A 13,638-nucleotide genomic window follows, 5' to 3' on the forward strand; every position below is an offset into this window, starting at 1 on the left:
CTTCGATTAAACAGATACACCATGACCAACGAGAAACAAATAAGAATAATTGGGATCGCTCATAACAGCGCAATTGCCATTTTACTAATAATAGGAATTCTACTTTTTATTTTTTCCTTGATCTCGGGATCTGAAACTTATGGAGGGGGCTTAACAGGTTTAACAAAAAACAGTGCGAACAGTATCCCATGGATCATCCTTTTGGTTCTGGTCATCATTGCGAGGAAGAATTACGCCTGGGGCGGATTTCTGCTGTTGATCTTTGGGGGTATGATCACCTATTACTTCAATTTCAGAGGAGGGAACTTCTTTATCAGTACCTTTATTTTCTGTCTTACGGTGGTCTTCCTTTCTCTTGTGATCTTGTTTACAGGAGCCGCCATTTCAAAATACAACAAGGACAATGAATTGTTGTGAGTTACTTCCGTTTAAAACAATAGATTAAATGAGTCAGTTTCACATTAAGAATTTAGAAGAATATTTTCAAGTTTATCGTAAATCTGTTCGCCACCCGGAGATTTTTTGGGAGGAGATCGCCGAAGAACATTTTCTCTGGAGAAAACGCTGGGATAAGGTATTAGAATGGGACTTTAACAAACCGGAGATAAAATGGTTTGAAGGAGCTCAATTAAATATCACCGAAAATTGTATCGACAGGCATCTGGCTGCTAAAGGTGATAAAACTGCTATTGTTTTCGAGCCTAATAACCCTGAAGAAAGCGCACAACATATTAGCTATACTGAGCTTTATCAGCGGGTAAACCGTATGGCAAACGTATTAAAGGCCAAGGGAATTGGCAAAGGTGACAGGGTGTGTATTTATTTACCTATGATCCCCGAGCTGGCCATTTCTGTGCTTGCCTGTGCTCGTATTGGTGCTATTCATTCGGTGGTGTTCGCCGGATTTTCAGCCACCGCACTCGCTACGCGAATAAACGACAGTGATTGTAAATTGGTCATCACCAGCGACGGATCCTTCAGAGGTGCTAAGACCATCGATCTTAAAAGTATCGTAGACGAGGCCCTAACCTCCTGCGACTGTGTAAAAACTGTTCTGGTGGTGAAAAGAATTCATTCCGAAATTGATATGCGTGAAGGGCGTGATCTGTGGCTGCAGCCACTTTTGGACACTGCAGATTCCAATTGTCCTCCGGAAATAATGAATTCCGAAGACCCACTTTTCATCCTTTACACATCCGGATCGACCGGGAAACCGAAAGGGATGGTTCATACCATAGCAGGATACATGGTCTACACCGCCTATACCTTTAAAAATATATTCCAGTACAACGATGACGATATCTATTGGTGTACGGCAGATATTGGGTGGATCACAGGACATAGTTATATCGTTTACGGCCCCCTGGCCAATGGTGCTACCACGGTGATGTTCGAAGGCGTCCCATCATACCCGGACATTGGCCGTTTTTGGCAAGTAGTGGAAAAACATCGTATTACCCAATTTTATACGGCCCCTACTGCTATTAGAGCTCTCGCGAAAGAACCATTGTCCTTTGTTGAGAATTACGACCTTTCTTCTCTAAAAGTACTCGGCACTGTTGGTGAACCAATCAATGAAGAAGCCTGGCATTGGTATAACGAAAATATTGGCAAAACCAGGAGTCCGATCGTGGATACATGGTGGCAAACAGAGACCGGCGGAATCATGATCTCCCCTATTCCATTTGCAACTCCTACCATCCCAACTTTTGCCACCTTACCCTTTCCGGGAATTCAACCCTGCCTGATGAATGAAGCATCGGAGGAAATAACCGGAAACCCTGCCGAGGGACGATTGTGTATAAAGTTTCCCTGGCCGGCGATTGCCAGGACCATCTGGGGTGATCACCAGCGGTATAAGGACACCTACTTCTCTGCTTTTCAGAATAAATATTTCACGGGAGATGGCGCCTTGCGTAACCATACCGGTTATTACAGGATTACGGGCAGAGTGGATGATGTGATCATTGTATCGGGTCATAATCTTGGTACTGCTCCAATAGAGGATGCTGTGAACGAACATCCGGCCGTCTCTGAAAGTGCCATCGTAGGTTTCCCACACGATGTAAAAGGAAACGCCTTGTATGGGTATGTTATATTAAAAGAGACAGGAGAAGAAAGAAACCAGGATAATTTAAGAAAAGAGATCAATCAATTGATCACCGAACGTATTGGTCCTATCGCTAAACTGGAAAAGATACAGTTCACACCGGGCTTACCCAAAACAAGGTCTGGCAAGATCATGCGAAGGATACTTCGGAAGATCGCTTCAGGAGATACCTCCAACCTTGGTGATACCAGCACGCTACTAAATCCGGAAGTGGTGCAGGATATCATGGATAACGTACTTTAAAGAACCGTCCCGCAAAAGCGGGACGGCAACTGGTTTCTGGCCAATACGTAAATTGGGGAATTATTCTTAGATTATATTCTAATACTATGTTTACTTTTTCTATTATTTAATCAGGACTTAGGTAGATCTTTATAATAGTCCGAACAATTCAATAGAAACATAATGCAGTAAGTAAAAAACGGGGACTTGTTACATTAATTAAACACAAATATAGGACTCTGATTATTTCCCAAACTAAGTGAAAACACTTAATTTTCAGCCAGATAGGTTAATGCCATAGAATTACCTACATACTTAATTGCGTAAATAGTAAAGACATTGTAGAGGATACTTATTTACTATAACGGAATATTTCCGTGTTTTTTCTTCGGAATTTTAGCCTTCTTACCTTCCAGCATAGAGAAAGCCTTCATGAGTTTTCTACGCGTGTTTTCCGGAAGGATCACCTCATCGATAAACCCGCGTTCCGCAGCTCGATATGGGTTTGCGAATTTCTCGGCATATTCCTTCTCTTTCTCGGCTAGTTTCTTCTCGGGATCTGCGGCTTCCTTTATCTCTTTTCTGAAAATAATTTCACTAGCGCCTTTCGCTCCCATTACCGCGATCTCTGCAGTTGGCCAGGCGAAATTCATATCGGCTCCAATATGCTTCGAATTCATTACATCGTAGGCGCCTCCATACGCTTTGCGGGTAATCACAGTTACCCTGGGCACAGTAGCCTCGCTAAGTGCATACAATAATTTGGCCCCATGCATGATAATGCCATTCCATTCCTGATCTGTTCCCGGAAGGAATCCGGGCACATCCACCAGGACCAGCAAGGGAATATTGAAACAATCACAGAAACGAGTAAAACGCGCTGCTTTTTTAGAACTATCCACATCCAGAACTCCTGCAAGAAACATTGGGTTATTTGCAACGATCCCTATACTCTTACCACCTAACCTTGCAAATCCCACAACAATATTCTCTGCGTAATCCTTATGTATCTCAAAGAACGAATCTTCGTCTATTATTCCTTTGATTACGTTGTGCATACTGTAAGGAGTGGTGGTACTATCGGGAATGATATTTGCAAGCTGCATCCGGATCTCATCTCCTGTTTCATAAGGAATGGCCACAGGTTTTTCTTTGTTATTCTGCGGAAGGTAACTAAGCAACCTCTTTAAATCTGCCAGACATTGCACATCATTGGCTGAGGTAACATGAGCAACTCCCGATTTCTGCGAATGTGTACTTGCTCCACCCAATTCTTCGGAAGTTACTTCTTCATTCGTAACAGTCTTTACCACATTAGGACCGGTAACGAACATATAACTGGTACCTTCAACCATCATGGTAAAATCTGTCATAGCTGGCGAATAAACTGCTCCTCCGGCACAAGGGCCCATGATAGCAGAAAGTTGTGGAATCACTCCCGAAGCCATTACATTGCGATAAAAAATATCTGCATATCCACCCAGGGATCTCACCCCTTCCTGGATTCGTGCACCGCCCGAATCGTTCAATCCGATCACAGGCGCCCCTACCTTCATCGCCAGGTCCATCACCTTACAGATCTTCTCGGCATGAGTTTCAGAAAGAGCCCCTCCAAACACAGTAAAATCCTGTGCATAGACATAGACCAGCCTGCCGTCTATGGTGCCATAACCGGTTACAACTCCATCTCCGTAATACTTCTCCTTATCCATCCCAAAATCGGTGGTTCGATGAGTTACCAGGATTCCGGTTTCTTCGAATGAATTATCATCCAATAAATAATGAATTCGCTCCCTGGCAGTGAGTTTGTTCTTTTTGTGCTGTTTATCGATCCTGGCCTGTCCTCCTCCTAAGTAGGCCTTCGCTAAACGTTCGTTAAGTTCTTCTATTTTCGAATTCATATGTTACGAATTTGGTAATCTAAGTTTACTTTTATCTTTCAGGTAATGTTTTAATGCAATAAGAGCAGCGAGCTTCTCCTCTTCCTTCGTGCCTTTTTTTAGGGCATCTCCGCTGAAATAATTCTTCACAAAATGAGTGTCGAAATCACCCGACCGAAAGGCTGGATGTTCACACACGAATTTCCCAAAAGCTAAGGTTGTTTCAACACCTTCCACCTTGTAGTTTTCGATCGCCTGGATCATCTTATCGATCGCCAGTTCACGGTTTCTTCCGAAGGTAATAAGTTTAGAGAGCATAGGATCGTAATAAATGGGTATCTCCATCCCTTCTTCAAAACCATTGTCTACTCTTATTCCATCACCCTCCGGCAAACGATATGTTTCTAAAGTTCCCACACTTGGCAGAAAATCGTTTGTAGGATCTTCTGCATAAACTCTAAGCTCCAGAGCGTGGCCTTCTATTTTCAAATCGGATTGCTTAAGTTTTAACTTTTCACCTCTCGCAACTTCTATTTGTAATCGAACAAGGTCTACGCCTGTAATTAATTCTGTGACCGGATGTTCTACCTGTAACCGGGTATTCATTTCCAGGAAATAGAAATTATGATCAGCATCCAGGAGAAATTCTACGGTTCCGGCTCCCACATAATCACAGGCCCTCGCTACGTTTACCGCGGCTTCTCCCATGGCGTTGCGCATTTCCGGTGTTAACACAGAAGAGGGAGCTTCTTCTACAACCTTCTGATGCCTTCTCTGAACACTGCACTCTCGTTCGAAGAAATGAAGAATAGTTCCGTGCTTATCGGCCAAAATCTGAATCTCAATATGTCTTGGGGAAGTGACATATTTCTCAATGAATACAGATCCATCTCCAAAGGCTGCTGTCGCTTCCCCAATGGCCATTTTCATCTGTGATTCCAGGTCTTTTTCTCGCTCAACGATGCGCATACCTTTACCTCCTCCTCCGGCCGATGCCTTTATTAGTATGGGGAATCCTATAGAAGCTGCAATTATCTTTGCCTGTTCGATATCGGTTATTGCCTTATCGATCCCAGGTACCATGGGGATATCGTATTTTTTCACTGCTTCCTTGGCCGCCAGTTTAGAACCCATGATCCTGATCGCCTTAGAACCCGGCCCGATAAAAGTTATGTTGTTATTCTCTACTTCTTCGGCAAATTCGGCATTTTCACTTAAAAAACCGTACCCGGGATGAATTCCATCTACTCCCAGTTTTTTTGCTTCGGAAATTATCTTAGATCCCAGCAAATAAGACTCGGCCGAAGGTGGCGGACCCACACATACCGCCTCATCTGCATAGCGCACATGGGGTGCATTTCTATCTGCTTCCGAAAAAATAGCAACGGTTTTAATGCCCATCTTCTTTGCCGTTCGCATTACACGAATGGCGATCTCTCCTCGATTTGCTACAAGTATTTTTTTCATCTGGTCACTATTTAGGCTTCGAACTCGATTAATAACTGCCCCTTGTCGATCGCATCATTTTTAGCTACATGCACTGTTCGTATCACCCCATCCCTGGGTGATAGAATACTATTCTCCATTTTCATCGCACTTAGAATGAGCAGCGTGTCTCCTTCTTTTACTGCTTCTCCGGCACCAACTTGTACGTCCAAAATTAATCCCGGCATAGGAGCTTCCAGGGAGTTGACAAGTTTAGACTGCCCTATGGAGAATCCCATTTTCCTGATCAATTGATCCACCTCATCCAGTAGTACTACTCGGTAGGAATTATTTCCTACTCTTATGTTGTATATCTTATGGGTGAGATCGGCAGATGTTATGGTTACCGTGGTTGATCTCTTATCCTGAATTACGTGATAAGTATCTTCATTCACCGAGATCACATCTAATTGAGATATGGCTTTTGGGCTAACCTCATATTCGGAAGAATCGTTTACCGAAGCTACGTACGAGTTGCTCATAATATGATATTGTTTTTGGAAACGTAAAGATACATATTGCTACTTTGCTATTTGTGATGAAAGTCATTGTAAGCTGTTTGACAATATTAGAATCCTGTTGGTTGGCATTACTCGTTATAATGTATTAAATTTAATTTTCGTATAAAATTGCTATGAAACATACTAAAGAAGAACGTTTTAATAAACATGTCCTCTCCCGATATCAGATATACAACAGTATATTCATGACCTTGCCGTTCGATGCTATCACCAGAACAGGAGTAATGTTACCCCTGTTCCAGGAGGTTTGTAAAAATGGATTTAAAGAAAATAAGAACCCTACCGAGATCGTAGCATCCTTCTTTTCAAAATATACAGATAATCCCACCCCTGAGGAACGCATAAATCTACTTTTCAGATTTATACAATACATAGAAAGACAAGTGGTACTGTTCGACGCCATTGAAGATGCAGCGTTTACAACTATCAATAATATGGACGGAAGGGGAACGCTAAGGAATAGCAAAGAAGAAGCCGAAGACAAGAATAAGAAAGAGGAACTAAAAGCGTACCTGCATCGTTTTAAGATACGGCCTGTGCTTACGGCTCACCCTACCCAGTTTTATCCCGGGGCAGTTCTGGGCATCATAACAGATCTGGCTAAGGCTATTGAGGCCACCGACCTCGAACTTATCAAGAAATTACTGGCACAGTTAGGAAAAACGCCTTTCTTTAAGAAACAGAAACCTACGCCTTATGACGAAGCAGTTAGGCTTATCTGGTATCTTGAAAACGTCTTCTATCATTCGGTAAGCGATATCTACGCCTATATTCGGAATAATATTTTTGAAGGCGAATTACCGGGCAACGAAGTGATCCAGCTGGGATTCTGGCCGGGAGGTGACAGAGACGGGAATCCGTTTGTAACCACCGAAACAACCCTGCAAGTTGCCTATCGTTTACGCTCAACTTTACTGAAAAGTTACTATCGCGACTTGCGCTCGCTGCGGCGCCGGGTTACTTTCGAGGGGGTAGATGTCCTGGTGGAACGGCTGGAGACCGAGGTATATGCTAACATTTCTCTTCAACATGGTAAAATAACGCTCAATGCCGAAACTATCCTTGAACAACTTAGTGCGATAAAAGATATTCTCGTTCGAGACCACCAGTCGCTATTCGTTGATATGGTAGATGATATGATCAATAAGGTGAATCTCTTCGGAATGCATTTTGCCGTGCTCGATATCAGGCAGGATTCGAGAATACATACCCAGGTGATGATGGCCATTGCAAAGGCCAAACCTGAATTATTTCCGAAGGAATACATGGAAATGTCGACAGCCGAAAGAATCGATTTTCTTGTTCGGCTGAAAGGTGATATAGATCCTCGCTCTGTAGGTGACGAACTAGCAGAAAAAACCCTTGGCTCAATCAGGGCTATGCAGATCATCCAGGAAAATAATGGAGAAACCGGGTGCAATCGATATATTATCAGTAATAATCAAACGGCCGAAAATGTATTAGAGGTCTTTGCTATGCTCAGGCTATCTGGATGGAACGAACCTACTGTGGACGTAGTTCCATTATTCGAAACTGTGGACGATCTTCGGGCGGCAAGTGATGTCATGGAAGTTTTATATTCCAACCCCGAATACGCTGCTCACCTAAAACGTAGAGGTAAAAACCAGTCTGTTATGCTTGGTTTCAGCGATGGAACAAAAGATGGAGGCTACCTGATGGCAAACTGGAGCATATTTACAGCTAAGGAGCGTCTTACAGAGGTGTCGAGAAAATATGGCATTAGTGTGATCTTTTTCGATGGGCGTGGAGGTCCTCCGGCAAGAGGTGGAGGAAAAACCCATCAATTCTACGCATCTCTGGGCCCTACAATTGAAAAAGAAGAAGTACAGCTTACCATACAAGGGCAAACAATAAGTTCTAATTTCGGAACTCGGGAATCTTGTCAATACAATCTCGAACAATTATTAAGTTCGGGAATTTCAAATGCAGTATTCACAGACGATAGTGCCAGCCTGAATGGGGAGCAACGGGAAACCATGACAAGACTGGCCAATTTAAGTTATGAGGCCTATTCAGATTTCAAACAACACCCCAAATTCTTGGCATATCTAGAGCAGATGAGCACCTTAAAATATTACGCTATGACGAATATTGGGAGTCGGCCTTCAAAGAGAGGAAAGAGTAGTGAATTAGTTTTCAGCGACCTTAGGGCGATTCCCTTTGTAGGTAGCTGGAGTCAGCTAAAACAAAATGTCCCCGGATTTTATGGCGTAGGTTATGCTTTGCAAAAATATAAAGAGGAAGGAGCCTTTGATAAGGTGCGCGCATTATATTCGCATTCCATGTTCTTCAGAACCTTATTAGAAAATAGTATGATGAGCCTTACCAAGTCTTTCTTCCCTCTAACCGCCTATATGAAGGATGATCCCGAATTTGGAGAATTCTGGACCCTTGTTCATGAGGAGTACCTTCGGTCTAAAGAACTATTACTAGAGCTAAGTGGCCAATCGCAGTTAATGGAAGAAAGTAAGGCAATGAGAGCATCCATCGCGGTAAGGGAGGAAATTGTTTTACCTCTGCTTACCATACAACAATACGCGCTGCGGGAGATTCAGAAATTAAAAAAAGAAAACGCCCCGGAAGCAGAGCTGGCCGTATGGGAAAAGATGGTTACGCGAAGTTTATTTGGTAATATTAACGCCAGCCGCAATAGTGCGTAAAAACATCAAACCCACAGAATCTATCTCTGTGGGTTACTTGTACTTCAGAATATATTTAAAATTCTACCGTCATCGGCCTTGAGCCATTCGATCCTTTTACCGTTACCGTCACTTTCCCCTTAGGTCTCGGTTCGGAGTTCACTCGCTGGCGTGCCGTAGCCTTACCTGTAGAATCTGTCTTGATCTTAATTGCCTTTTTCACCCAACTCCACTTTACCTTAAGTTCTGCCTTGTCTACCGGCTCTCCCATACAGGTAATAGTAGCTTCAACATTTACAAACCAACGCCGGGTATTACCACTTATCGTCACTTTTGGCGTCATCACCAGATTCTCCAGGGGACAATCTGTAACTTCAATAATTAGCTCTGGAAGGTCGTCATCTGTTATCACACCATCATCATCGCTAGAGCAGGACATCATTATAGTACAAACCAGCATCAGCATGATTAATTTAGTTAGCGCGTAGAAATTCAATTGTGTTTTCATCATTTCTCAAATTTTGATTATAAGCCAAATATTATGTAAATCATTGTTTTTAAGTACTTTAATGTGAATTATAGACTTCTCAATGAGTAAAAACCCACAACGGTTTAGAATTCGAAATGCAAGGAATTCAATCACTTCGGTTACATTTTGTCAAGAGACTCGTCTTCTTCCTAGACAACCATCCCTGCCCAACTTGCGTCTTTATAAAAAACCATTATCCCAATGAAATCTATATTCCACACTCTTTGTTACTTTATTTGCTCCATTACAGTAGCTCAAAATTTTACGGCTAAGGTGGTAGACAGCAGTACGGGCGAAGCTATTCCGTTTGCTACCGTTATAACCTCAGAAAACAATGGTGTGATCACCAATGAGGAAGGGATCTTTAGTCTCACTCCCGGGATGATCCAATCGATACAAGATTCATTGTACATCTCCTCTATGGGATATGAAAAAAAATCGGTCTGGTTACCAGCGCAGAAGACTGAGGTAATTTCCCTCGACCCTAAGACCTTCGAGTTGGGTAGCGTTTATATTGATGGCCTTCAACTTGATGTAGAAGAGATCGTTGAACGAATTAAGGAAAATATAGATTCCAACTATAAGATGTCGCTGAGTGAAAAGAGCATATTCTTTCGTGAGAGTAATTTTAGTACCATGGATAAAGTGGATTTCCAGTTTAAAAAATCCTCTATCCCCGAACTAAATGAAGAACTAATCCAGAATCTGGCGTCTAAAATTCCTCGTGAATCTTCTTATTACAGAGAGGTTGCCGGAGACTTTTACGGTGATTATCGCTCTCATAAATTTAATATCCATAAAGCCGCCGAATTATATGATAAAAACAAGGATGTTTCGGTGGATGGGCTTACCGAAAAGTTGGAGAAAATTTTTACAGATAATGTGAAGAAGGATTCCTACATCAAGATCAGATCTGGTATTTTCAGCACAAAAATGCAGCTGGATTCGGCTGCGGCTGCCAATGAAGAGGAGTCTAAGGCAATAAAAGTGGAGGTAAAGAATACCGATAATGAGCTATTTCAGGAAAGAGTAAAGGATCATATTTCAGAGCTGTATTCCCAATTATTCTTCCATGATGGTACCGAACTTGACTTTCTGGAAAAATCCAATCGCTACCAATTCAAATTAACAGATTATTCCTTTATTAATGAGGACCCGGTGTATGTGATCGAATTTAGCCCAAAAGGTAACAAAGATTTCGAAGGAGTAATGTATGTAAATACCAACGATTACGCTATCGTTAGACTAGAATTCGACAATGTTCGACCACTAAAAAAATTCGGGCTTCTGGGTATAACATACAGACATTCGGTGTATCGTGGGAAGATGCTTTTCAGTAAAGATGCCGGTGGAACCTATAGTCCCAGGTACATCGAACTGGAAAATGGTCACCAAACCGGAATAGACAGGCCTCTCAATGTAATTGAAAAAAATAAGTTCGTAAAGGGTAGGAGGAAACAAAACGAACTGGCAATCCACATGAATATTAAGGCCTCTAACCTAAAGAAGTATGAATTTGTAGTATTTAACAGTGTCTCTATTTCGGAATCGGAATTTTCCAATGCAAGTGAAAATCTGAAAGTAAAAGCCACCTATCTATCTAAATACGATCCCAATTTCTGGGCGGGCTACACCATAATGGAACCTAATGCGGCTATACAGGAATTTAAGGTAATTGAGTAAGAAGCAAACAACGCTACCTGAACTAAAGAAGAGAATATTTACTTCTAATTGCAGCTTTCGCAGATCAAGGAGTCACGAGTTCCCCACCAACATCGAATTATCAAACTGCATCAGTAAACACCGGCAAACACCAATATTATTATCAGAACTCTAAAGAAGCTGCAACGATCAAATTGGTGCCCGGAGCGGCGATCCCAGAAGAATAGGGTCTGTAACGCTGGTTTGTAATATTCTCCAGCACTGCATTTAGAGTGATAGCTTCGGTGATCTCGTATTGCCCGCCAAAGTTTAGTGTATACCATTTGGGCGAATAGGGATTTCCATTCTCATCTTTTGCGTACAGATAACTATTGTTCTGTTGTGAGGGCGCCAGGTCTTCATAATCAAACTGCCCATTGTACTCGGCAAAGGCGTCCAGTTTTAATTTTCCGTGTTTCCATATTAGATGAGAATTCCCAAACTGGGGAGCGGCATGCCGTATTGGGTTGATATTTCCCGCATCGTCCTCTTCGAATCCATCGGTGATATTGTATTGAGAAGTTAATTGAAGCGCTTCACAAAAATTTACTTCCAGCCCGGCTTCGAAACCATAAACCTCGGCTTTTGCCGCATTTTGTATCGCCTGAACCTTGCTCAATTCTCCCTGGTAAATGATCTCGGTTTGTCCATCCAATTCGAAATCACGACGAACAAGAGCATCTTTGAGTTGGGTAATATAACCGGCTAATTCAAGCTTTACAACATCGTCGAAATTTAAATTTGCCCCTAGCTCGTAGTTATAAGCATATTCTGCCTCAAGATCGGGATTAGGGACTACCACACTACCCGGTTCACTGTCGAATATCTTCCCTACATCATCAACATTGGGAGCCCTGAAGGCGGTTCCGAAATTCAATTTCCATCCAAGTATCTCACTCGCCTGCCAGGCAAAGCCCGCACTTCCGGTTAGGGCCCCGGTATTTATGTTCGCCTCGGTAAACGGAAAATCGTAAAAAGGCCCAACAAAGGAAGCATCAACTAGCACATGGTTATAACGCAACCCACCCTGAAAGGAGAGACCATCGCTTAGTTTATACTGCAAGCTGCTGTAAGCTGCCATACTTTGCCATGTGGCACCATCGGGATATCGGGATAGATCTGCGACCGAATTTCCGGTATTGATATTAGTTTGTTTTCCTTCTGAATTAACTTTATTAAAGACATATTCCAGTCCGTAAAACAAAGTAGCTTTATTAAATTTTTTAGTAAAATCCCAACCCCCGGTATAGGCATTCACCTTCTCATTTGTTTCGAAAAGGATCTCCTCTCCAAAATCACGATCGTTTCTACTCTCTTTGAATTGCTGATAACTTAGCGTTATTATGTTCTCATCATAAAGGAAGGTATCAGCCTTATTCGAGATCTGTAAATTCCCACTCATCCATTCCTGGGGACCATAATACCATTCTGCCGATTCCAAATTTCCTTCATCATCTTTTAAATACAACCTGTCATAACGCGAATAATCACTGGTGGTAGTATAGAACAATCCCAACTCGAAATCCCAATTGGTGTCCGGCATGAACCTGATCTTTTGCATAGTATTGATCTGGTCGTAACCCGTGGGTACTTGTACACGTGGATCTGGATTACTAATCACAACATCTTCTCCGTTAATTCTATTGGTATATTCGGTCCTTAAATACTCATCCGGGCCGTGTTTTCCCATTTTGAGGTCGTCGAAATCACTATAGGTAACAGAAGTTAAAAAGGCCCACTCTTTCAGGCCTATATTTAGGTCGATATGACCAGTTTTTTCTGAATTTGCCGTAGCATACCTTCCCGTAACATTTCCCGAAATTGCCACTCCATCCTCCAGAGAGAATTTAGGGTTCTTGGTATAAAAGTTCATAACTCCTCCTACTGCATCACTACCGTAGACCACCGATCCGGGGCCAAGTATCACTTCGGTGCGTTCTACCGCAAAAGGATCGATGGAAATAACGTTTTGTACATTTCCGCTTCTATAGATGGCCGTATTAAATCGTACCCCATCCACTGTAATAAGCAATCGGTTGGTGCTAAATCCTCTAATTAAGGGGCTACCGCCGCCTAGCTGACTCTTCTGTACATATACCTGACCGCTGCTTTCAAGGAGATCGGCTGCAGTTTGAGGATTACCGAAAAGGACATCTTCAGAAGTAACACTTACGATATGTTGAGGAATATCGCGTTTCTGTTGACCAAATTTTGAAACCGAAACTACCACTTCTTCTAACTGACTGGCATCGGTGTGCATCTCAACTGTGTTCCCGGCCGCGATTATTTCGGCTTTGGTAAAAGACAGGTCCAGATGAGAGATATGTTTAAAATTGATATTTTCTTCCTGAGAAAATTCAGAAATATCTACCAAGCCATCGAAATCTGTAATCCCATTTTTGGTGGCATCATCGTTAAAAACGGCAACCCCTGAAATGGGTTGGCGGTTGGTGGCATCGATTACTTTAATTTGTTGGGCTGATAGAGAGAATGAGAGTAATACAATTACAATTAGTAAGTGGTTTCGCAT

At 42.3% G+C, this 13,638-nt stretch carries 9 protein-coding genes; 4 read left to right on the plus strand and 5 right to left on the minus strand.

The window, feature by feature from the left end:
* The first annotated feature begins 21 nt into the window (after positions 1-21).
* Together C5O00_RS04465 and acs are read left to right on the plus strand one after the other, a co-directional pair.
* Positions 22-417, plus strand: coding sequence for a DUF7670 domain-containing protein (locus C5O00_RS04465; RefSeq protein ID WP_105215308.1), 396 nt, complete (start codon positions 22-24; stop codon positions 415-417).
* A gap of 28 nt (positions 418-445) precedes the next feature.
* Positions 446-2,353 carry an acetate--CoA ligase gene (acs, locus tag C5O00_RS04470; protein WP_105215310.1) on the plus strand — a complete coding sequence of 636 codons (1,908 nt, stop codon included), beginning with the start codon at positions 446-448 and terminating at the stop codon, positions 2,351-2,353.
* Positions 2,354-2,691: 338 nt separating this feature from the next.
* Here the strand turns inward: acs and C5O00_RS04475 are convergent, their stop codons facing one another.
* Genes C5O00_RS04475 through C5O00_RS04485 form a run of 3 tightly spaced genes read right to left on the minus strand, consistent with a single transcriptional unit; the run spans position 2,692 to position 6,179 of the window.
* Positions 2,692-4,233, minus strand: coding sequence for an acyl-CoA carboxylase subunit beta (locus tag C5O00_RS04475; protein ID WP_105215312.1), 1,542 nt, complete (start codon positions 4,231-4,233; stop codon positions 2,692-2,694).
* Between the two features lie 3 nt (positions 4,234-4,236).
* Positions 4,237-5,679 carry an acetyl-CoA carboxylase biotin carboxylase subunit gene (locus C5O00_RS04480; RefSeq protein WP_105215314.1) on the minus strand — a complete coding sequence of 481 codons (1,443 nt, stop codon included), beginning with the start codon at positions 5,677-5,679 and terminating at the stop codon, positions 4,237-4,239.
* 11 nt (positions 5,680-5,690) lie between these two features.
* Positions 5,691-6,179: an acyl-CoA carboxylase biotin carboxyl carrier protein subunit gene (locus tag C5O00_RS04485; RefSeq protein WP_105215316.1), complete on the minus strand. Its 489-nt coding sequence runs from the start codon at positions 6,177-6,179 to the stop codon at positions 5,691-5,693.
* A gap of 152 nt (positions 6,180-6,331) precedes the next feature.
* On the opposite strand from C5O00_RS04485, the gene C5O00_RS04490 reads away from it, so the two are divergent.
* Entirely contained in the window at positions 6,332-8,899 is a 2,568-nt protein-coding gene (locus C5O00_RS04490) for a phosphoenolpyruvate carboxylase (RefSeq protein WP_105215318.1), read from the plus strand.
* Between the two features lie 55 nt (positions 8,900-8,954).
* Here the strand turns inward: C5O00_RS04490 and C5O00_RS04495 are convergent, their stop codons facing one another.
* A complete protein-coding gene (locus C5O00_RS04495; RefSeq protein ID WP_105215320.1) occupies positions 8,955-9,389 on the minus strand; it encodes a hypothetical protein in 435 nt (144 codons plus the stop codon).
* 219 nt (positions 9,390-9,608) lie between these two features.
* Here C5O00_RS04495 and C5O00_RS04500 point away from each other — a divergent pair, with 219 nt between their 5' ends.
* On the plus strand, positions 9,609-11,090 hold the full coding sequence (locus C5O00_RS04500; RefSeq protein ID WP_105215322.1) for a carboxypeptidase-like regulatory domain-containing protein: 1,482 nt from the start codon (positions 9,609-9,611) through the stop codon (positions 11,088-11,090).
* 142 nt (positions 11,091-11,232) lie between these two features.
* Here C5O00_RS04500 and C5O00_RS04505 read toward each other — a convergent pair whose 3' ends face one another.
* Positions 11,233-13,638, minus strand: coding sequence for a TonB-dependent receptor (locus C5O00_RS04505; RefSeq protein ID WP_105215324.1), 2,406 nt, complete (start codon positions 13,636-13,638; stop codon positions 11,233-11,235).

Origin of the sequence: Pukyongia salina (genome assembly GCF_002966125.1) — a bacterium.
GTDB lineage: Bacteria > Bacteroidota > Bacteroidia > Flavobacteriales > Flavobacteriaceae > Pukyongia > Pukyongia salina.